Source organism: Staphylococcus sp. NWU MKU2 (genome assembly GCF_033283605.1).
Classification (GTDB): Bacteria; Bacillota; Bacilli; order Staphylococcales; family Staphylococcaceae; genus Staphylococcus; species Staphylococcus haemolyticus.
The window spans coordinates 36,391-58,863 of sequence record NZ_JAVSMH010000002.1 but is presented as its reverse complement, the minus strand read 5'-3'; the positions used below and the strand labels follow the sequence as shown (position 1 = coordinate 58,863).

Annotated in this window: 23 protein-coding genes; 6 read left to right on the top strand and 17 right to left on the bottom strand. The window is 30.3% G+C overall.

Annotated features, from left to right (window positions below):
• Window positions 1-24 precede the first annotated feature (24 nt).
• Window positions 25-1,059, bottom strand: coding sequence for a uroporphyrinogen decarboxylase (gene hemE, locus SBL15_RS03735; protein ID WP_011275429.1), 1,035 nt, complete (start codon window positions 1,057-1,059; stop codon window positions 25-27).
• Between the two features lie 287 nt (window positions 1,060-1,346).
• Here hemE and SBL15_RS03730 point away from each other — a divergent pair, with 287 nt between their 5' ends.
• The gene (locus SBL15_RS03730; RefSeq protein WP_107612305.1) at window positions 1,347-1,847 is read left to right on the top strand and encodes a signal transduction protein TRAP; all 501 of its coding nucleotides are present in this window, start codon (window positions 1,347-1,349) and stop codon (window positions 1,845-1,847) included.
• Window positions 1,848-1,906: 59 nt separating this feature from the next.
• Here SBL15_RS03730 and ecsB read toward each other — a convergent pair whose 3' ends face one another.
• Both ecsB and ecsA read right to left on the bottom strand, forming a co-directional pair.
• Window positions 1,907-3,130 (bottom strand): ABC transporter permease EcsB, encoded by a 1,224-nt coding sequence (gene ecsB / locus SBL15_RS03725; protein WP_107612304.1) that lies wholly within the window; start codon window positions 3,128-3,130, stop codon window positions 1,907-1,909.
• A complete protein-coding gene (gene ecsA / locus SBL15_RS03720) occupies window positions 3,123-3,863 on the bottom strand; it encodes an ABC transporter ATP-binding protein EcsA (protein ID WP_107612303.1) in 741 nt (246 codons plus the stop codon). The genes ecsB and ecsA overlap by 8 nt, the downstream gene beginning before the upstream one ends.
• A gap of 130 nt (window positions 3,864-3,993) precedes the next feature.
• Here ecsA and SBL15_RS03715 point away from each other — a divergent pair, with 130 nt between their 5' ends.
• The 4 genes from SBL15_RS03715 (at window position 3,994) to SBL15_RS03700 (ending at window position 6,801) form a co-directional block, all read left to right on the top strand.
• Window positions 3,994-4,419, top strand: a complete 426-nt coding sequence (locus SBL15_RS03715) for an HIT family protein (protein WP_317955210.1) — start codon at window positions 3,994-3,996, stop codon at window positions 4,417-4,419.
• Window positions 4,420-4,561: 142 nt separating this feature from the next.
• Window positions 4,562-4,936 (top strand): YtxH domain-containing protein, encoded by a 375-nt coding sequence (locus tag SBL15_RS03710; protein ID WP_037538626.1) that lies wholly within the window; start codon window positions 4,562-4,564, stop codon window positions 4,934-4,936.
• A gap of 160 nt (window positions 4,937-5,096) precedes the next feature.
• Entirely contained in the window at window positions 5,097-5,654 is a 558-nt protein-coding gene (locus tag SBL15_RS03705) for a DUF3267 domain-containing protein (protein WP_107612301.1), read from the top strand.
• A 172-nt stretch (window positions 5,655-5,826) separates the two neighbouring features.
• Window positions 5,827-6,801, top strand: coding sequence for a peptidylprolyl isomerase (locus tag SBL15_RS03700; protein ID WP_107613592.1), 975 nt, complete (start codon window positions 5,827-5,829; stop codon window positions 6,799-6,801).
• 162 nt (window positions 6,802-6,963) lie between these two features.
• Here the strand turns inward: SBL15_RS03700 and yhaM are convergent, their stop codons facing one another.
• From yhaM to SBL15_RS03660, 8 genes are all read right to left on the bottom strand, one after another.
• Window positions 6,964-7,905 carry a 3'-5' exoribonuclease YhaM gene (gene yhaM / locus SBL15_RS03695; protein WP_037538631.1) on the bottom strand — a complete coding sequence of 314 codons (942 nt, stop codon included), beginning with the start codon at window positions 7,903-7,905 and terminating at the stop codon, window positions 6,964-6,966.
• Complete coding sequence (locus SBL15_RS03690) at window positions 7,902-10,838, bottom strand: ATP-binding protein (protein WP_233663981.1); 2,937 nt, start codon at window positions 10,836-10,838, stop codon at window positions 7,902-7,904. The genes yhaM and SBL15_RS03690 overlap by 4 nt, the downstream gene beginning before the upstream one ends.
• Window positions 10,828-12,024: a DNA repair exonuclease gene (locus SBL15_RS03685; protein ID WP_317955208.1), complete on the bottom strand. Its 1,197-nt coding sequence runs from the start codon at window positions 12,022-12,024 to the stop codon at window positions 10,828-10,830. Before SBL15_RS03685 ends, SBL15_RS03690 begins: the two co-directional genes overlap by 11 nt.
• 146 nt (window positions 12,025-12,170) lie before the next feature.
• Entirely contained in the window at window positions 12,171-12,515 is a 345-nt protein-coding gene (locus SBL15_RS03680; protein ID WP_011275418.1) for a YlbF/YmcA family competence regulator, read from the bottom strand.
• 68 nt (window positions 12,516-12,583) lie between these two features.
• Entirely contained in the window at window positions 12,584-13,714 is a 1,131-nt protein-coding gene (locus SBL15_RS03675) for a DUF445 domain-containing protein (RefSeq protein WP_107612297.1), read from the bottom strand.
• 370 nt (window positions 13,715-14,084) lie between these two features.
• The gene (locus SBL15_RS03670; RefSeq protein ID WP_011275416.1) at window positions 14,085-14,549 is read right to left on the bottom strand and encodes a helix-turn-helix transcriptional regulator; all 465 of its coding nucleotides are present in this window, start codon (window positions 14,547-14,549) and stop codon (window positions 14,085-14,087) included.
• 263 nt (window positions 14,550-14,812) lie between these two features.
• Window positions 14,813-15,436, bottom strand: coding sequence for a response regulator (locus tag SBL15_RS03665; RefSeq protein ID WP_037538638.1), 624 nt, complete (start codon window positions 15,434-15,436; stop codon window positions 14,813-14,815).
• 21 nt (window positions 15,437-15,457) lie between these two features.
• Window positions 15,458-16,567, bottom strand: coding sequence for a GAF domain-containing sensor histidine kinase (locus SBL15_RS03660; protein WP_037538639.1), 1,110 nt, complete (start codon window positions 16,565-16,567; stop codon window positions 15,458-15,460).
• Between the two features lie 187 nt (window positions 16,568-16,754).
• Here SBL15_RS03660 and SBL15_RS03655 point away from each other — a divergent pair, with 187 nt between their 5' ends.
• A complete protein-coding gene (locus SBL15_RS03655) occupies window positions 16,755-17,579 on the top strand; it encodes an RluA family pseudouridine synthase (protein WP_107613588.1) in 825 nt (274 codons plus the stop codon).
• Between the two features lie 65 nt (window positions 17,580-17,644).
• On the opposite strand, the gene fumC is transcribed toward SBL15_RS03655, so the two are convergent.
• The 6 genes from fumC to queG form a co-directional block, all read right to left on the bottom strand.
• Complete coding sequence (gene fumC, locus SBL15_RS03650; protein ID WP_011275412.1) at window positions 17,645-19,030, bottom strand: class II fumarate hydratase; 1,386 nt, start codon at window positions 19,028-19,030, stop codon at window positions 17,645-17,647.
• Between the two features lie 205 nt (window positions 19,031-19,235).
• On the bottom strand, window positions 19,236-19,631 hold the full coding sequence (locus tag SBL15_RS03645; protein ID WP_317955206.1) for a hypothetical protein: 396 nt from the start codon (window positions 19,629-19,631) through the stop codon (window positions 19,236-19,238).
• A 209-nt stretch (window positions 19,632-19,840) separates the two neighbouring features.
• A complete protein-coding gene (locus tag SBL15_RS03640; protein ID WP_011275410.1) occupies window positions 19,841-19,990 on the bottom strand; it encodes an SAS053 family DNA gyrase inhibitor in 150 nt (49 codons plus the stop codon).
• A gap of 22 nt (window positions 19,991-20,012) precedes the next feature.
• Window positions 20,013-20,612 (bottom strand): 6-phosphogluconolactonase, encoded by a 600-nt coding sequence (locus tag SBL15_RS03635; RefSeq protein WP_107612295.1) that lies wholly within the window; start codon window positions 20,610-20,612, stop codon window positions 20,013-20,015.
• A 171-nt stretch (window positions 20,613-20,783) separates the two neighbouring features.
• Window positions 20,784-21,254 (bottom strand): tRNA (uridine(34)/cytosine(34)/5-carboxymethylaminomethyluridine(34)-2'-O)-methyltransferase TrmL, encoded by a 471-nt coding sequence (gene trmL / locus SBL15_RS03630; protein WP_317955204.1) that lies wholly within the window; start codon window positions 21,252-21,254, stop codon window positions 20,784-20,786.
• On the bottom strand, window positions 21,255-22,382 hold the full coding sequence (gene queG / locus SBL15_RS03625; RefSeq protein WP_317955202.1) for a tRNA epoxyqueuosine(34) reductase QueG: 1,128 nt from the start codon (window positions 22,380-22,382) through the stop codon (window positions 21,255-21,257).
• Between the last annotated feature and the right edge of the window lie 91 nt (window positions 22,383-22,473).

Sequence of the window (22,473 nt, the reverse complement as noted above, 5' to 3'; positions counted from 1 at the left end):
TCCTTAATCTTTGTATTCTTAATACTATTTACTTGTATAATCATGAACAAATTGAGTAACTCGCTTTAATGTATCAGGTTGTACTTCAGGAAAAACACCGTGTCCTAAATTAAAAATGTGTTTACCTCTTTCCATACCCTCGTCCAAAATTTCACGTACTCTTTGCTCTATTACGTCCCAAGGCGCGAGTAACAATGAAGGATCTAAATTACCCTGTAAAGTTTTATTAACACCCATTTTTGTAGCTGATGAGATAGACGTACGCCAATCTAATCCAAGGACATCTATTGCTAAGTCATTCCATTCATTAATTAAATGGCTTGCACCCACTCCAAACATTATGACAGGAACATCATATTTAGCTTTAATTCCATTAATTAACTTATCCATTGAGGGTTTAATATAATATCGATAATCTTGAACATTTAAAGCACCAACCCATGAGTCGAAAATTTGAATCAGCTCTGCGCCCGCTTCAACCTGAGCAACCACATAGTCAATTGATACTTGTACGAGATGATTCATTAAGGCAAACCATGTTGCCTCATCTCCATACATCATTGCTTTAGTATAATTATAATTTTTTGAAGGACCGCCCTCAATCATATAAGAAGCTAATGTAAATGGCGCACCTGTAAACCCAATTAATGGTACATTCAATTTCTCTTGTGTTAGCAATTGAATTGTTTCAAGTACGTACGGTACATCACGTTTTGGATCAATTTGAGTTAATTTGTCTACATCAGATACAGATTTAATTGGATTGCTAATGACTGGTCCAATACCTGATTTAATATCAACATCAACACCAATTGGTTTCAAAGGTGTCATTATATCTTTATATAAAACTGCTGCATCAGTATTATAATTATCAACTGGTAATTGAGTTACATAAGCACATAATTCAGGTTGGTGTGTGATGTCGAAAAGTGAATATTTCTCTTTTAATTTTCGATATTCTGGTTGTGAACGGCCAGCTTGGCGCATAAACCATACAGGTGTATGAGATGTTTTTTCACCTTTAATCGTTTGTAAAATTGTATTATTTTTATTATGCACCTTATAGTCCTCCTAAATTAAAATCATTCTTATCTATAATATCATATGCTGATATAATTATCGTTTATCTACACTTAAATGTCATAAAAAAGACAAAGCATAAATGTACATTTCAATTCATTAAATTATAATAATTTATTAACCATAATTATAGTATATTTATATGCTTAAAAATATCCCTCAATAAGACTAAATGAATTTTTAAAATATTTAAACAATACATACAATTATTATAGCTAGTATCATTAATTAATCGTATAATATAAACAACAAAGGAGGTATGAGTCATGAACATATATACAACTTATGGGACTTATGGTTACTTAAATCAAATCCGAACAAATAATACTGACAGAAATCTATTTTTATTTTCAACAAATGATTCTTCTGTAATTATTGAAGAATCAAATGAAAAATCAATTTTAAAACATCCAACTGTTTATACAACTGTTAATGCTATTAATGACTTAGATCAAACACATTTTTACTCAGCAATATTTATCCCTTCTTCTGATGATCATGTTCATCAATTAGAAAAACGTATTGCAAATTTGGAATTAAATTTCGATAAATTTGCCGGTTTTAAAAGTTATCGATTTTTAAAACCAGTGCAAGGAACAACTTACAAAGTTTATTTTGGTTTTGCTAATCGCCAAACTTACGAAGATTTTAAAGAAACAGATACATTTAAGGATTATTTTTCAAAAGATGCATTAAGACATTATTTTGGTTCTAGTAGCCAACATTCTAGCTACTTTGAGAGATATTTATATCCAATCAAGGAATAATAAAAAGGTTGCCTGTTAACTAGATGTAGTTTAGCTTGTTCTAGTTATAGGCAACCTTTTTAATCTTTAAGTAGTGATTCTTGATAATGTAATTTCTTAATTGTGCTTCTAATCGTTAACCACCCTACTATAAAGAAGATTAGAGCGAAAAAGAAATATTGTGGGTAAATACTGATAAATACAATTAAAAAAATTAATCCTATAATTAACATCAAGCGATAAAGAAATTTTTCATAGCCTTTAATCACTTCGACATCTGATACTGGCCAAACTTGAGGCCATAATCCATAGGCTTGTTGCTTATAAAATTGAGACATTTGCAATAATGTAATGTACATAAACAGACATCCAATAATTGCTGAAACAATCGGAAACGATAGCCAAATCATTAGCACTAATGCAATGACAATCAGTCTAAATATTATACTAAAAGCATCTCTACCTCTTACAAAGCTACGCGTGAACAGATATAAATACATATTTTTAGAATTAAATTTCCGGCCTTTAGGTGTAGGTAATAAGAAATCTAAATATCTACGTCTAACTGCAGACTCTTTTAAATGTTTAACATCCGTAAACATATTTACGAATTTATAATAATTTGTATGGTGTCTTTCTTCAATATTTATCATTCGTTCCCATGGATATAAATTAACTCGATTTAATTTAGGTAACGCTAACATTCCACCAAGTAATATAAGTGTAAAGATAACTCCCCAGTATATTTGGTAACCCAATATTAAGTCATATGTCACTAAATTAATCAAAATTAAAATTAAACTTATACTCCAACTTGATTGCTTTAGTTGATACCATTGCCATCTCACTTTCAATCCAATCCATGGATGTATCAATGTTAAAATGCTCAAGATGATAAATGGTGTTATGAAATCACCATCTAATTTAGAAAATAATGGAAACAATATAATGAGTATTACTAATTGTATCGCTATTCTATTGAAATAACTGTAGCGAATGCTTAGGTTCATATAATCTTTCATATGTTTTTCAAAAGGCAATAAAAATATTCTATCTGCATCTTTTAAAAATGTTCGTATTGGAAAGATAGATGTTACAGCTAATATTATACTTGCACATAACGCATAATCTATATGTTTAGGTATATGTTGCAACCATTGACCATAACCTAATATAAATGCTCCCAATAAAATTAATAAAAATACTGAAAAATGGCCATTAAAAATAAATTTATTATAATAACGCTTTTCTTTTTGAATGGTGTTCAATCTAGATTTAAATAATGAAGTAGCTGAATTATCCATTTTCTTGACCACCTTGTGTGACATGTATATAGATGTCATCAAGTGTGTGACCACTTAAACCAGTTTGTTTACGTAGCTCCTCTAAATCACCGAAAGCAACCACTCTACCTTTATCTAAAATAATAAAACGATCACAATAACGTTCTGCAGTTGCCAAAATATGCGTACTCATTAAAATAGTACGTCCTTCATTTTTCTTTTCTACCATTAAATCCAACATAGATTGAATCCCTAGTGGATCAAGTCCTAAAAATGGTTCGTCAATAATATATAATTCTGGATTAACAATGAATGCACATATTATCATCACCTTTTGTTTCATACCTTTAGAGAAATGACTAGGAAAGACCTTTAATTCATTCTCTAATCTAAATGTTTTAAGTAAAGGTCTTGCACGTTTCATTGCTTCTTCTTTACTCAATTGATATGCCATTGCAGTCATCGCAATATGCTCTTCTAATGTTAATTCTTCATAAATAATTGGTGATTCAGGTATATAAGATAACTTTTTTCGATAAACTTCGATGTCATCTGTAATTTCTGTATTTGAAATAGAGAGATTACCCTCAGTTGGCGTTAATAAACCTAGCATATGTTTAATAGTTGTGCTTTTGCCTGCACCATTTAATCCAATTAAACCAACAATTTCCCCTGCTTTTAATTCAAAATTTATATCTTCAATAACAGGACGTTTCCCATAACCACCTGTTAAATGTTCAACTTTTACTGTCATAAGGCACCTCCATGAATAACATTGTACCAAAATTAGCTTTTAACTACTAAAATTACATTTACTTCACTAACGAAATTTTATTTTACTAATGCTATAATAAGCTATAAATACGTTAAAGGAGTGCATTCAAATGGCTGAAACTGTATTTAGTAAAATTTTATCTGGAGAGATTCCAAGCTTTAAAGTTTATGAAGATGACTTTGTTTATGCATTTTTAGATATTTCACAAGTGACTAAAGGTCATACGTTATTAATCCCTAAAAAAGCGTCACCAAATATTTTTGAAACTGATGAAGAGACAATGGCTCATATTGGTGCAGCTTTACCTAAAGTCGCTAATGCAATTAAGAAAGCTTTTAATCCTGATGGACTAAATATCATACAAAATAATGGTGATTTCGCAGATCAATCAGTATTCCATATTCATTTCCATTTCTTACCACGATACGAAAATGATATCGACGGTTTCGGATACCATTGGGAAACACATGAGAACGAAATTAAAGATGAACAAAAACAAGCTATCGCTGATCAAATCAAAGCACAATTTGATTAATTCTGCATATTGAATGTCATTTTAGGGTAATATACAATTATAATTAACTTGTCGAAATATGATTGTTGTAGAATCTGAAATTTATTTCATTTCTTATTCTATTATTATCCGTTAACGACATAATAAGTGAGGAGAATAGAACATGAAAATATCACGCGTATTATTTGGTATTACTGCGGGAGTAGCATCTGGAATTGCTGTTTCTTGGTTAAACCGTGATGATCAAAGCGTAAAGAATAACACGATTGATTCTAAAGAACCTACTGGGTCTCGCTCTGAATTAGAACGTGAAATTGAGTCACTTAAACGTAATTTCTTTAATATTATTGATTATGGTAAGCAAGTAAAAAATGATGGTGTCTCATATGGTAGCGAAATTGGTGATGAATTTAAAACACTAATTGGTGATTTTAAATCGGATATTAATCCTAATATCGAAAAATTACAATCACACATTGAAAATCTCCAAAATCGTGGCGAAGAAATAAGTAATACTTTTTCAAAAGATAATAAATAAAGTTTAATCATTAGATTAAACTGTGATATGGGAGTGGCGTTGAAATCATTATGAATATTTCGCTACTCTCTTTTTTAATGCCAAAATTGACTTGACTGTTGTTACTGATAGTTAGATAATACGTAGCATATATAAATAAGACCTATTAAGAGGTGTCAGTATGTTTCTATGTAAACGTCAAATTGATATTCATGCACGATTTGGTGTACCAAGAATTGCATTTTTAAGTTTTACTATTACAGTCATCGCATTTTTAATTAGTTATGAAATAATGTACTATTTTGTAGATACGCCTTTATCAGATCGACATTTTATTATCCTATTAATGTTTGTTGCACTTATGTACCCTATCCATAAAGCATTACACCTTCTCTTTTTCTTACCATATGTTAATTCATTTAGAATTCATAAATTAAACAAAAAGCGTTGGTTACCCTATTTTAATACGTATGTAAGTACGCCTGTACATAAGATATACTTTTGTATTAATTTAATTTTACCTTTTATTTTAATAACTATATTTTTGATTTTTCTAACGATGCATTTTCCGCAATACGGACACTATTTTATGTTTTTACTTGCGTTAAATTTTGGCATATCTGTAATGGATTTTTTATATCTTAAGATTATTATTTTTTCAAATGAAGGTCATTTTATCGAGGAGCATCAAACAGGTATAAATATATTAAACAGAGTGCCATATCAATCTTTTCATTAAGTATCATAGTATCGAGCTTGAAACATATATTATGCCTCAAGTTTGATACTTTTTTAATACTTAAGCCCTATTTAATCTCATACTTTGGCAGTATCTAGCCTGTTTCTAATTGGTGATGTTTTCATAATATGTTATAGTAACGTTGTTATTAATGTAAAAGGAGCTATCAACTATGAAAATTATGAATAAATTAATTGTTCCAGTAACTGCGAGTGCTTTACTTTTAGGTGCATGCGGTTCAAATGCAACAGATTCAGAAAGTAATACATTAATCTCTTCTAAAGCTGGAGATGTAAAAGTAAAAGATGTAATGAATAAAATTGGTGACGAACAAATTGCTAGTACGTCATTTAGCATTGCGTTGAATAAAATTCTAGCTGATAAATATAAAGATAAAGTCGATACAAAAGATATCGATGATGAAATTAAAAAAGAACAAAAACAATATGGTGGCAAAGATCAATTTGAAAGTATGCTTAAACAACAAGGTATGTCTTTAGATGATTATAAAGAACAAAAAAAACTTGCCGCATATCAAAAACAATTATTAGCTGATAAAGTTAAAGTGTCAGACAAAGAACTTAAAGAAAACACTAAAAAAGCTTCTCATATTTTAATAAAAGTTAAATCAAGCAGTAGCGATAAAGAAGGTTTATCAGACAAAAAAGCTAAAGAGAAAGCTGAAAAAATTCAAAAAGAAGTTGAAAAGAACCCAGATAAATTTGGAGAAATTGCTAAGAAAGAATCTATGGATTCTTCAAGTGCCAAAAAAGATGGTTCTCTAGGTTATGTAGTTAAAGGACAAATGGTAAGTAAATTTGAAAAAGCACTATTTAAACTAAAAGAAGGTCAAGTTTCAGATGTGGTTAAAACAGACTATGGTTACCATGTCATTAAAGCCGATAAAGAGAATGATTTTGATAAACAAAAATCTAAACTTAAAGCCAAACTAATCGAACAAAAAGTACAAAAAGATCCTAAGATTTTAACAAATGCGTATAAAGATTTATTGAAAGAATATGATGTAGATTATAAAGACAGTGATATCAAGAAAGCTGTAGAAAACACTATTTTAAATCCTGAGAAACTTAAACAACAACAGTCATCTTCAGATAGTTCTTCAGCTGCATCAGATTTATCTTCATAATTTTCATAGTATTAACATTAAATAGTAAGGGAGCAAGTCAATCAATTCGTTAAGAATTAGGCTTGCTCCCTTTCACGTGTTCAAAATTATATAAAACAAGCGTTTTTACCCACTACAATGTCTATTCATTAATTGACATTGTAAGGTAAAAACGCTTTTTAATTAGTCTAATTTTTCTGGATTGTAAAACTGTCTATTTTCCATACCAAAAATTCGTTCAGTAAATTGACCTTTATCAGTTTTCTTAAATGCTTTTTCAAACATATTCATTTTCGCATCGATATTGTCAATAAAGAATAATATTTCTGCTTCTTTTAAATGTGGTAACTTAGGTGATCCAAATTCCATTTTGCCGTGATGTGCTAAAATCATATGACGAAGTAACATCACTTCTTCACCATCAATTCCTAATTCTTTCGCCGCTTCGGCAACTTCATCACTTGCAATTGATATATGTCCTAGCAAATTACCTTCAACTGTATATGTTGTAGCTACTGGACCACTTAATTCCCTTACTTTACCTAAATCATGCAAAATAATTGAACTATACAACAAACTACGGTTTAACAATGGATAAATGTTGCATAATGACTTAGCTATTTCTAGCATTGTAAGTACGTGATAACTTAGTCCACTTGCAAAATTATGATGGTGTGAACTTGCTGCAGGATACGTAAAGAATTTATCTTGATATTTTTTCAATAGATGACGTGTTATACGTTGTAAATTAGCATTTTCAATATCTAAAATATAGTGTGAAATGTTTTCTTGGATTTCATCCGGAGATAAAGGTGCACCATCAACGAAATCTTGAGTCTTAAATCCGTCTTCTGGATTAGCTAATCTAAACTGATTGACTTTCATCTGTTTACGACCTCGATAATTAATCACGTCGCCTTTAACCCAAACAATTGTCTCAGGTTTAAGAATCTGCATATCTTCTTTACTAACAGTCCATAGTTTGGCTTCAATATCACCACTTTTGTCTTGTAAGAATAAAGTCATATAGTCTTTTCCTTGAGCAGTAACACCTTGTGTAGCTCTATGAATTAAGAAGAAATTTTCAACCGAATCTCCTGGATTTAGCTTTTCTACATTTCTCATCGTTTTCCGCCTTCCTCTAGTTTATTTAATATTAGCATCTCTTTAGAAGGAATTGCAGCATCTTTCATGCAAGTGAAGTATAACACTTGATAATCTTTCGCTAATTCTCTTAAATAGTTTAACATCATTGATTTTCTTTGTTTATCAAAATGAACAAAAGCATCATCAATAATTATTGGGAAAGGATAATAAGGTCTTAAAATCTTAATCAAACTAATTCTAAGTGCAATATATAATAATTCTTTCGTTGATTGACTTAGTTCAAGTGGATGATACATTTGGCCATTATTATGTTTAACCATTATTGTATCATTTTCATAAGTTATCATATTATAATTCCCTTGTGTCAGAGCCGTAAATATATTTACAGCTTCATTTATTACTTGAGGTAATCGTTTATCTTTAATTTGCTTAATATGTTCATTTATTAATGCTTCTAAGTAACTTAAACTAGCCCAATCTTTAGCTAAATCATTCATTCTATTCTTCAAGTTATAATACTCATGTCTTAACTTAGATAATGTTTTATCTGTCTCCATGTAATTAATTTGAGCGGTTAAGTCACTAACTTCAGTTTGTTTATCTAAATACTGATCGTTATATGCATCAACTTGTTTAGCAAGAAGCGCATCTTCTTCTTCCAATTGAGCAGTTGTTTTTTCGCTCAAATTCGAACTATCTTCATAAGAGAAATTTTGATTTTCGAGATATGCAGTTAAATCATTAAATCTTGCAAGTTGTTGGTGATACAATTGATATTGCTCGTAAGATTGATAATACGCTTCTTCACTTGAAACATTGATATAAGTAAATAATGTATTTATAGTTTTTTCATTTTCTTCTAATTGTTCTTTTAATTGTTTCAATTCATTACTTAATAACTCGATTTGACTTTTAAGTTGTTCTTTCTTCTCTTTATTACTCTCGTATTTAGAAATCCAGCTCTTCATATCATTAAATAGTGAAGCTTTATTAAATGGTGTGATTTCATTTTCAGTATTTTTAAGCGCTTTATCATAAAAATGTGTCAATTTCTGATTTACTTGTTGATGTTGATCTAATAATTTACTGCGGTAACTGTCATTTGATTTAAGTTGATTCATAGTTTTAAAGCTATCTAGTAATAAATCATCTGTCATTTCATTAGGTACTTTCACATTTTCTTTAACTGCATTTAATTTTTGAGTTAAGTCATTGATTTGTTGTTCTGTTTTTTGCAGTAAATTCTCTTGATGATTTAATTTATTAGCTAATACACTTTTATTGTTACTTGCATTACTCCAACGTTCACGTAGTTGAAATTGTTGATCTAAGTCGAAGTTTAAATCGTAATTAGATTCCAAATCATTAATTTGTTGTTCTAAATCATTAATTTCTTCACTAATTGATTCACTGTAATCAATTTCTTTTGTCTTAACCAAGAAAGTACCAACGATAAATATGACAGTTAAGATTGCAAATATAACTCCGAAAATTAAATTTTGTGTCACAAATGAGAATAATGTTAAACCCAGACCAACTATAGATAACACTATAAAACTTAATCTAAGCCACCAATTTCGCTTTTGCTTTCTTTCTTTATCAGAATTAAAAGTATCTTTAAGTTTGTTATACAGATTCTCTTTCTCATGTAGTTCTAACTTTTGTTGATTATATTGTTTCTTTTTATCCAGTGAATCTTCAGAAACTAAATCTTTTTCCAAGTTTTCTATTTCCTGAGATAACGTATTTTGTTCAATTTGATTTTCATCAATAGCTCTTTCAATTTGTTGTTTTAACACTTTTTGCTCATTTCGCGTCTTGATAGTTTCACTAACATAATTCTTCATAGATTCAGAGGTATCTGTATTGTGATAAACTTCTTGCCAACCAATACTTGTTTTCAAATCAGCTTCTTGACGCTCGTAATCATCAATTTCTTGCTTAAGTGAAGAAGATTTCATTTCAGCTTGTTGAATTTCATTTTCATCACGAGTTAAATGATAAATATGATTAGCTGTATCTTCATTCAAAGCAGGAATTGCATTATATTCATTCTCTAATTGTTTTAATTTCTCTTCACGCAAACTTATATCTCTAGCTAGAGATTGTTTGTAATTTGAAGCTGTTTCATAACGCTCGATCCCTTTTTCCGGAAAACTTAATGGCTCAATATTAAGTTTTTGCTCTAAATCTTTCCATTCTTGAGCTTGTTCATGAATAGCAAGTTGCTTTTGTTTACTTTCATGCATTTTTGATAATTGGTTTAGATTGGCTTTTAAATGTTCTAAATGACGTTGTGATTTATCTCTATCATCAACTAAACGATGATATTCATCTAACTTAGCCTCTCCTTCTCTTATTTGGGCTTCAAGGCTTTTCAATTCATCAAGCTGTTGATTGAGTATTGGGTTTTTTCCAGCCTTTTTATAAAGCGTGGATTTCTTTTGACTGACCATTTTATTCATCATTGTGAACTCAGAAGAACCTAATGCACCTGCTTCAAGTAAATAACTTTGTAATTGGTCCTCATCTAAGTTACGGTGAATATCTTGTAATCCAAGCACATTAAACGAGAATATACCTTGATAAGTTTTCTTAGAAATGTAATTTAATTTTTTCTTGAGCCAAGCTTCGTCTCGAATCAAACCATTTTCTAGGTAAACTTTTACATCACCTGAAATGCTACCTTTAACTCTCTCTACTACGATCTCTGATTGGTCATCTAGTATAAGCGTAAGTTTTCCCCCATACTGATTACCCATACGTGGTTCAAGTCGAGGTTCTTTTTCTTTTTTCGTTGGAAAGCCAAAAAGTATAGAATGTATGAAAGCTTGAATCGTTGATTTACCAGCTTCATTCTCACCAAAAATTTCAGTAAATTCACGGTTGAACTCTATTTTGCGATGCACAAATTGACCATAGCCATAGATCTCTAAAGATTTAATGATCATCACTTTCACCTCTCATGTCTGCCTTTAAAATGTTCTCAGCGCGATTAACAAGTTCAACAGTATCAAACTCAGTATAATCTTCTAAATATTTGGATGCTCTAGGGTTTAAATATAATTCAGTCATCGCCTCTTCAAACACTTTATTATCTTTGATTAAATCAGCTGAAAATTCTCTTACAAGAGGTACTTCATCCATTTGCATATAATTAAATGTGAGCGTTTCTATGATTACGAAATGATGTTCATTTTCTTCGTAGTCATCAATCATTTCTTTGATTTGACTAATGTCTTGTGAAGATATGGGTCTATCACTGTCAACATTTACAGTTATTCTATAAAAAGCCTTTCCATTAGAACGTACGCTTTCTTTGAAGGATTGAATTGCTTCATAGATACCTTGTTTAGTAAGTTTATCAGTATTGATAGTAGCTTCTTCAAATCTAATTTGTTGCGTTGGAATAAAAGTAGCGTTTAATCGTAAATGGTCACCTTCTACCAATAAACATCCCTTAGGTCCTTGCTCACCAAAGTGACGTCCTTGAATGTTTCCAGGATAGTGAATTGGAGGCATATCACTTAATTCCTGTCTTTCATGAATATGGCCAAGTGCCCAATAATGATATAGTTTTTGATTCAAATCTTCTAAAATAAATTCAGTATAGCGATTTTTAGTTGAAGATTTACTATAAGTACCGTGTAACATTCCAATATGAATACCTTTTTTACCTTGGCTAGATGGATACTCATCAATTTTATTTTCATAACTTGTATCATGTTGATAACTAAAACCATGAACAAAAATTGTCTCTCCATCTTTTGTGATAGCTTGATATGTTTCTACTCTATTTGAGAAGACTGAAACATTATCTGGCCAATCATTAGTAATTTTTTCAGTAAGTGGATCATGATTACCATGACTTATGTATACGAAAATTTGTTCTTTTTCTAATCGCTTAAATTGTTCTTTCAAGAATACTTCAGCACGCAACGTACGATTCTCACTATCAAATAAATCTCCAACGATGAGAACAAAATCAACTTCTTCTTTTAATGCTGTATCGACAATCTTCTTAAAGCTTTCATAAGCACTGTTTTGAACATCTTCAAAAATTGATGGCGCCAAATGACTCTTAGATTTAAAGGGGCTGTCGAGATGTAAATCTGCACAGTGAATAAATTTTATCATTGAAATTAGCTCCTTAATTGCATCTTCGTTTATCTTTATGTATTCCTTTATTTTACCATAACTTATTTATTGGGGTCGATGAACTTATATAATAAAAAAACTACAAAGCTTTCAATTGAAAGCTTTGTAGCTTATTGTGTTAACAATTAGTCAGCGTAAATTTCATCTAATGGTTTAACAATGATTTGATTAATTTCTTGGAATACTTGGCTCATTTTTTGCTCAGCTTGCATTAATTCAGAAATATTTTCATCTTTTTCAATTGCTTGAGCTTGTTCTTGAGCTTTTGCTAAATCTTCTTCAGGAATTTCTTCACCTTGCATTTGTTTTTGTTGGAAACTTAATTGAGTTTCACGGAACTCATCGAATAATTTTTTTGATTCTTCATTATCTTTAACTTTAGAAAAAGCATCTTTAATAGCTTTATATTCATCACTATCTCTTAATGCTTGTTCTAGTTGATTTGCATAATCATATAAATTTACTGCCATGTTTGTTTGCACTCCTTAGTGAAAAGTAATTTTGACAACTCTTTATTACCATAACATATTATTTATAGTTAGACAAAGATTGCGACTATACCTTGGAAGAATCCTATAATACCACCCAAAATGAAACCTAATGACATGATAAGTTTTAACTCTTTATTAGCGATTTCAATAATTAATCTTTCAATATAATCTAAGTCAAAGGTATTAATTTGATTTTCTACCATCTGACGTAAATTTATTTTTGTCATTATCGTTGATAAATGATTAGATGCTTGTTTAATTATTAAATCAGTAATTGTATTAGCAACTCCTACTTGAATTTGATCAACTAATTTTGGTGTTAACTTACTGATTGGAGTATCCATTTTTTCATTTAATTGTAAATTTGTCATGATCAAATGCACCAGGGATTCACTTATATTTGTAAATTGTTCTTCTTTTACAACGTGACTTAAAGGTTGAGATTTTAAAGTTTCATATTCATCTCGAATCACTTTGTCAATAATAACTTTTGCTTTAGGATGTCTTGTTAAACGTATTAATTCATGTTGAACACGTTCAGCAATACTTTCTTTAGTCATAAACATTTGTAATAATCCAACGATTTTACCTTTTTCAGCAAAAAATGTATCTAGCATATCGTAAATATCTCTAGCACCTTTATCTGAAGAAAGATAATTACGTGCACGTTCTCGAATTAAATCACCTGCTTGGTCTAATTTTTCATCGACCATTGTAACTACTTCTGCAGGAAGAATTTCATTAATTGATTTTGCCTGTTTATCATAGTAATAATTATTCAATTTATTTATTATGGTTTTATCTAGCTTATTGTTAATGAGGTCATCAAGATCAAAATCAAATTGATTTGCAAACTTTCGTATTGTAGCATCGTCACTTTTTAATTTAGACAATTGCTTTATTACTAAATCATTGATTGCTTCACGCGTATTTGGTTCATTTAACTTTTGATGTATAACTGACTCTGTTATCAAATGTTCTTCAATCACTTGACCTATCTTTGTAGCAATTTCTTCCCTTCTTTTAGGAATTAGACCAGGTGTAAATGGTATACGCATCTTGAATATATAATATGGTTTAAATGGATGGAATAACATTCTTATTGCAATTACATTTGTTACGCCTCCAATTACAGCCCCTACTACTACCATAAATAAGATAACTAAAAAAGCTTGCATCTCGATTTCTCCTTAAAAATTATTTTCACAATATGATGATTATATCACTTTGGAATATATGGTTCCTTAATTTTACTTTGCATTAAAATTGAAAATGCTGAATTGTTTTGAAAATAAAAAAATCGAGCCGCGATATCAAATATCTTAGGCTCGTCTTTTAATTAATATCAAGTTAAACTTAAGCTGAGAATTTCTTGATATAAGAATAATCTCAGTACAGTCAGTTTTACAATTAAGCTATGTAGTCTCAAAACAATATGTTCGCCACAAGTAATAACCACACACCTTGAATGTATATAAATTAAAAGTGATTAAATCTGGTGTGATTCTTCTATCACTTTCATATTAAATCATAATATTTTAGCTACTATTAAACGTGCATTAATTCTTCTTTAGCATTTCTGTTAAAGTATGTTTCAGCTTCTCTTAATTTTGAAGTGCCAAAGATAGGTTGCTTTTCAGAATTTAAAACTCTATATATGTTGCTTACTTTATTACTTTGTAACATAAAACCATTACGTGTTTCGATAGTATTCCAATAAATATCACTAGTTGTTGAATGATTTGGATATGCACAATGATTACGTGAAATAGTTTGAACAATTTCTAAAGGATCGCAACCGAACGTATTATTTAAAACATCTGAATCTCTGAATAATGCACAAATTGAAACACATGTTGTCCAGTTTGGTAACACACGTTCTTTCTCAATTTGAACTAATGTTTTTTTTGAAAGGCCAATTGTTTGAGCCATAGTATCTTGCGTATAGCCCGCTTCAATTCTTACCATTTTAAATTTTGTTTGAATTAAATCTGTGAAACTCTGTCTATCCATATTTTATTCTCTACCTTTCTAATAGGGGTTAATTTATCCGGACACAAGAAATTGCAATAATACACATTTCTTGAAACACAAATTACATCTTAATATATTTTCAATAAAATGAAAAGAGGAATTTTTGTTTTATATACAATTTTATTAATGGCGAAATTATCAAAATAATTAAATTAATTTATTTGCTAACTCACTTCTAATAATCCTTGACATTTTAATTGTATTTTCATTCCTATCTCTTTAACGATTTATTATATTACACTCTATACAAGTTTATTTTCAATAGCATAAATTGCTGCTTGTGTACGGTCTGTTACACTTAACTTATTAAATATATGACTAACATGTGTTTTTATTGTTTTTTCAGAAACAAATAACGTATTTGCAATTTCTTTGTTCGTTTTACCTTTTACCATTTCAGCTAATACTTCTATTTCTCGTTTAGATAGCTTATTAGTATTATGTGGTTTTGAAGACACGGTGTCTATTACACTTTGTGCCTCTGGATGAATAATCCGTTTATTATTTAAAACGTCATGTATCGTTTGAATTAATTTTTGAGGCTCAACATCCTTCATTTCATATCCATCTGCCCCTTTATTAATAGCTGAAATAACGTGTTCATCATCTACATAACTTGTTAATACCAATACTTTAATATCAGGGAAATGACGTTTCACGTATTCTGTCACTTCAATACCATTCATTTCAGGCATTACCAAATCAAGAAGGATGATATCTGGTATAGCATGTTCATTTAAATAATTAATTAAAGATTGACCATCCGATAAGCTTGCCAAAACTTCCAAATCAGCCACCGTCGATAAAAGGAATTCCAATCCTTGTCTTACAATATGATGGTCATCAATCAATATGACTTTAGCCACAATTTTTCTCCTTTCACCAATTTACAAAGGAATCTTTAAAGATAGCGTTGTTCCTTTGTTAGGCATTGTATCTATTTTAACTTGTCCATTTAATGCATAAATTCGTTGACTTATGTTTTTTAACCCTTGTGATGAAGTATTAGTTTCTTTGTTCATATCGAAACCAATTCCTTCATCTTTTGCAATAATGATCAACTTTTCTTTATCTTGTTTTAGAATAATATGTACTGAATCAGTTTGAGCATGTTTTTTAGTATTATTCATACATTCCTGTAATATCCTATAAACGTTCTCTTCTACGATATTCGATAAACTAATAATTCCATCAACATTTATTGTTAGTTTTATATTTAGAATTTGCGCATATTGATTTAATGCCTGCACCAAACCATGCTCAAGACCTACTGGTTTAAGTTGCCAAATTAATGTACGCATTTCATTAACCGCATTTTGACTTGTTTCTTCAATAGTCTTAAAAGCTTTTTTCGCAATTTCATCTGTCGTTATGTCATGTGCTGCATGAGCGGTCAATTTTAATGAAAATAATAATTGGTTTACTGAATCATGTAAGTCTCTTGCTAACCGATTACGTTCATTTAATCTAGCTGCCTCTTTTTCTTGATCAGTTAAATAAATGCGTTTAATTGCAGAGCCAATCTGTAAAGCGACAGATTCTAATAGGGCTAAATCCTGTTCGCTATAACGCGTAGTATACGGTGATGCAACATTGAGTAAACCATATTGTTCTGTGCCAGAGCGTAGTGGCACTGTAGCATGGTGTGTTACACCTTCTGTTTCTGCTTTATATGCTTGATTTGCTAAATTTATTCTAGAACAATTGATTATGTTAGAAGCCTTCGTTAAACGCTCATTATGATACGCAGTGACACACCAACAAGATCCCTCTTTCATATAACAACAATTATCCTTCTTTAAAGCACCTGGGAGATCAACATCAGCTACCATCTCATGATGGCCGTTATTATCTATAAAGAAGATCCAACCAGTTGTAAAGTTACTACCATTTATTAAATAATTCAAAGCACCGTGCATCATGTTATATAATTCTGTTTCCTCATTGAGATATTCTGCTATTTCTTTTAATAATGCTAAGCGTGTTGGTTTTTCCATGAAATCGCCTCAGTTACTCATATTTGCATTAGTCTTATTATACAGTGAGATTTACATTTTTAAAAATGTAAAAATGTATAAGTTATATACTATTATTTATTATGAAATTCGTAAGATTGTGATTAATATACGTTATTAGCAATCTAAGATATGGTATGATTAATGCGAATGCTATTAGGAGGAAATTATGAAGTTTAAAATACATGAGAATTATAATCAAAAAACTTTGAGAGAAATTTTTCAATCATTGAAATTGCCTAAGAAAGACTTACATCAGTTAAATATGTCAAAAGATATAACTATAAACAATCACCCTGCGAAATTAACAGATAAAGTGGTTACCGGGGATGATATTTACATTCCAACACCAGTAGAAAAAAGTAATTACTTACCTAGTTATCGTTACGCACAAATTAGTTATGAAGATGATGATTTAGCTATAGTTATGAAACCTAAAGGCGTTAAGACTCATCCAAATGATTTAAAAGAGAGTAACACTCTAATGAATCATGTTATTTATACGTTAGATAGTGATTATGTCGAACCTATTCACCGCTTAGACCAAGAAACAGTTGGTTTACTCATTGTAGCTAAAAATCCTCTAATGAAAAAAATTCTAGATCGTATGTTGGAAGAAAATGAAATTACTAGAATATATAAGGCTAACGTTAAGTCATTATTACCAATTAAACCTCAAACTATTGATAGTCCTATAGGTAAGGATAAATTCCATCCTAATAAACGACGAATTTCTAATACAGGTCAACGAGCGATTACGCATATTCTTTCCTCTAAAATGATTAAAGAAGGCGTATGCCAATTGGATATTAAATTAGATACGGGTCGTACCCATCAAATTAGAGTTCATTTAGCTGAAATTGGTCATCCTGTTATAGGCGATCCTTTGTATGGTGATTCTACATTACGCCAACTAGAACTTAATAGTCATAAAATTGAATTTAAACATCCACTCACTCAAGAATTAATATCAGTTAGTTTGGATGATGAATAAATAATAAGGAGTAACTATCGATTCATAGACAGTTACTCCCTTTATTAGTTTTATGTGGTTGTTTTTTAGTGGGGGTCCACCATATCCTCAGGCTTAATCCATTCTTCAAATTGCTCTTCTGTAACATGACCAGATTGAATAGCAGATTCTTTTAATGTTAACCCTTCTTTATGTGCTTTCTTAGCAATTTGAGCAGCTTTTTCATAACCAATGTGTGGATTTAGCGCAGTAACTAACATTAATGATTGATTTAAATAATTATTAATGTTTTCTTCAATTGGTTCAATGCCGACTGCACAATTATCATTAAACGTTTGCATACCATCTGCAAGTAAGTAAATTGATTGTAATGTATTATGAAGAATTACTGGTTTAAATACATTTAATTCAAAATTACCTTGAGAACTTGCAATTCCAACTGTAGTGTCATTACCCATAACTTGTACTGCAACCATAGTTAACATTTCACATTGTGTTGGATTTACTTTACCAGGCATGATTGATGATCCTGGTTCATTTTCAGGAATTGAAATCTCTGCAAGTCCTGCTCTAGGACCAGAAGCTAACCATCTAATATCATTAGCGATTTTCATTAAATCTGCTGCTAATGCTTTTAACGTACCATGTAATTGCACGACTTCATCATGTGAAGTCAACGCATGGAATTTATTTTCAGATGATACAAAATTATATCCAGTATTCTCTGAGATAAATTTAGCAACTTTATTACCAAATTCTGGATGCGCATTAATACCTGTACCTACGGCAGTTCCACCGATAGCCAAACTTAAGATATGTTTTTTTGATTCAGCTAATAATTCTTCACATTTATCTAACATATAACGCCAGCCACTAATTTCTTGACCTAATTTAATGGGTGTCGCATCTTGTAAGTGAGTACGTCCAATTTTAATAATTGATTGGTATTTATCTTCTTTTTCTTTAAAAGTATCACGTAAATGTTTTAAAGCAGGTTCAAGTTTCGTTTCAACTTCATGATATAATGCAACATGCATTGCTGTTGGAAATGTATCATTTGAACTTTGAGATTTATTCACATCATCATTAGGATGAATCGATTCATCGATACCTTGTTCTTTTAAATATTTATTTGCTACAAAGCTGACTACTTCGTTAACGTTCATGTTACTTTGCGTACCGCTTCCTGTTTGCCAAACAACTAATGGGAAATGTTCATCTAGTTCCCCTTTTAAAATTAAATCACAAGCGTAAACGATTGCATCTTTTTTAGCATCACTTAGTTTTCCTAGTTCATGATTTGCTAATGCTGCACCTCGTTTTAATTGAGCAAATCCATATACTACTTCAATTGGCATACGTTCTTTACCTACAGGAAAGTTTCGTTTACTTCTCTCCGTTTGTGCACCCCAATATTTATCACCAGGTACTTCAATCTCTCCGAATGTATCGTGTTCAATTCTTACTGACATGCGATAATCTCCCCTTATACAATTATTTATTCATAGTATAGCATTATTTAAATTAAAGGGGCAATGCATTACTAAAGCGGTTTCAATAATACAAATTCATTTCATAAATATAAAAAAATAACGATTGAAACAATGATTTAATGTCCCAATCGCTATTATTTTTGAAAAATTTTGTCTTATTGTAATTGACCGTTACTTGCTTAAGTTAGACTTGATATTTAACTTTTACTGCTTTAATAACAGCTAAAGCACTCAAAATATAAAATATTATACTTAAAGTTATTGTAATAGGACTAATTTGAACTAGAAATCCTATAAAACCAGTGAATTGCGCATAAATATCATTTAAAGAATAAATTAAAATACCAGTTATTAAAATACAACACAACACACTTATGAACACACCTGTTTGATTACTCTTAATAAAAGGCTGAGCACTAATATTATCAATTAAGCCTTTAGATAAACTTAATTGTAATTTTATGATTTTAAATAAAATAGGTAAGTAAAGTGCACCGAATGCTATTGGAAATCCTTTTATAGAAAGTAAACTAATAATAATTGTGGCAATCGTAAGTGGAAGCCAATATCTATGTAACATTTTAAGCTCTCCTTATACATTTTCATTGAATTTTATTTTACCATAATTTTTATAGCATTAAATTGAATTAAATGATTGATTGATGAAATTACGCACTCAATTGACAATGTATATTGCTTCATTAAAAAAATAACCTAAGACATCTTTAACATCTTAGGTTACTTAGTTCATAACTAATATTTTTTTGTTAATTATCATCAAGTTTTAATTTACTCATGCGATTGATTCAACTTGTCCTCGTCATTTTCTTCAGAAATTTGTTCCATTTCTTTGCCCAATGTTTTCAAGTCATCTAAATCTTGAACCATCGCATTTTCTTCCTCATGATAATTCAATTCTGAATCTTTATTTTTAGTCATAACTCAGACCTCACTTTTAAATTTAAGCAAATCTAGCAGTGAAATATTCTTTAACATCCTCAGGTAAACCTTCTGCAGCTGCTCTATCTAAAACAACTGTTACCATTCTATGAGCTTTTAAATCAGATGGTTCAAAGCTAGATTTACCATTTTCTTCATAAAGTTTTTTAACAACTTCACGTTTATTAGCACCAGTCACAACTAATACTACTTCACGCGCTTTTAATAATCCTTGTCTTACATTTACATTTAAACTACCTGATTCATCAATAGAAGTAACTTGTAAAATTAATTTACCTTTATTTTCTTTAGTTTTAATTTTATCATCAATTAAAGATTCTGCATCATCGTCAAAATTAATTGGATAAATTTGACTAGCAGGTACACCTAATGCTTCATAGTAAGAGCGATTATCGTCATAATCTAAGATATTTACTTGACTAAAATCAACCGCATTATGATCTACATCTTTCTTTAACTCATCTAAAACAGGTGCAGCATCCTTTGTTAAATGAATTCCCGCAATAGTTGTAGGATTATTATTAAATTGCTTTCTAATGATATCTGCTGTGTACTCAGCTACATGTTCTACATCATTAAATACTTTAAAGTTCATTGCCATTGTCATTACACTCCTCTTAGTTCATCAATGTCATATAAATAACGTATTATTCGTTAAATTACCCTATTAGACACTAAATCAAACTATTTTAAAAATGTTATTATAAATCACTATTAAATATAACATTTTTTAATAAATAGATGCATTATATTTTAACTAACAAACTACTTATTAGGATAAGCCTGGGAAATTTTGTTGTCGCAATGCTTCATAAATTAATAAAGCGGCTGTGTTAGATAAATTTAACGATCTGATATTTTCACTCATAGGAATTCTTAATGCCGTGTCAGCGTATTTCTCTTTTACCCAATCCGGTAATCCAGTCGTTTCTCTTCCAAATATAAAATAATAATCTGTATCTTCTTTAGAAAAATCAAAATCACTATACGTTAGTTTTCCAAATTTAGTTAGTAAGTAGTACTCACCTTGAGTAGCATCGAAAAAGTCTTCAATACTTTCATGATAAGTAATATTTACATGCTCCCAATAATCAAGGCCAGCACGTTTTAACATTTTATCATCAGTACTGAAGCCCAAAGGCTTAATTAAATGTAAATGTGTGTTCGTTCCTGCACAGGTACGTGCAATATTACCAGTATTTGCAGGAATTTCTGGTTGAAATAAAACAATATGGTTTGTCATTTAAATTTTCCTCATTTCTAGTCCTTTTATCATTTCATTTTGAACTTCTTCAATTTCATTTTCATAGTTTGCAACTATAAATTCACGTGCATCTTCACCTTGAATTTGGCCAATCGCCCAGTATGCCGTCCCTCTTATCATAGGTCTTGGATCATTTAATGCAACTTCCTTAAGTTCTGGTATTGCTGTCTCTTCATTAAAATGTGCTAAAGCTATGATTGCATTACGTTGAATTGGTTTTTTACCTCGCCAAGCACCAGCTAAATGCCCATATGTTTGTTTGAATTCTTTATTGCTCATTTGTAATAACGGTACCAATCTTGGTTTTAGAATCTCAGGTTCTAGTATAATGTCATCATGTGTTGTATTGATTCTCCTATTTCTAGGACAAACTTGTTGGCACGTGTCACATCCATATAAGCGATTGCCTATCTTATATCTATATTCATCTTGCAAATATCCTTTAGTTTGAGTTAAAAAACTAATACATTTTTGAGAATTCAATTGACCATTTCCAACAAGCGCCCCTGTAGGACATCTATCTACACAAATTGTACAATCTCCACAGCTATCAAGTAATGGATCATCAGGTTCAAATGGGATACTCACTAACAATTCACCTAAATAACTCCATGTTCCTAAATGTGGATTAATAATAAAACCATTACGTCCAGCAAATCCTAAACCTGCTCGTTCAGCAACGGCCCTATCTGATAATACACCAGTATCAACCATACTTTTTAATTCTACATCAGGAACTTTAGATTGAATAAAATCAGCAAGTTTATCTAAACGTTTACGCATAATAGAGTGATAGTCTTGCCCCCAAGAGGCACGAGCAAACATACCTCGGCGATCACCTCTGACACTTTTAGGCGCACCTTTAAGCTTATTCGGATATCCAACAGCAATTGCTATAATTGAGCGTGCGGTAGGCAAATTTAATTTTGGCTCAGTTCTTAATGAAATATCTGACTCTTCAAAACCCGAAGCATAGCCATTTGCATGATAATCTTCTAATTTCTTTTTAAGTTCATCAAATGGATCGGCAGTAGTAAAACCTATACTATCAATACCTATTGAATATGCATAATCGATGATTTCTTGTTTAAGCCAATTATAATCCAATTCATTTGCCTCCTTAAAAATGATACATATGACATTTTAACATAATCCACATTATGAAATCGTTATTTATTTATATAATAATTGAACACTT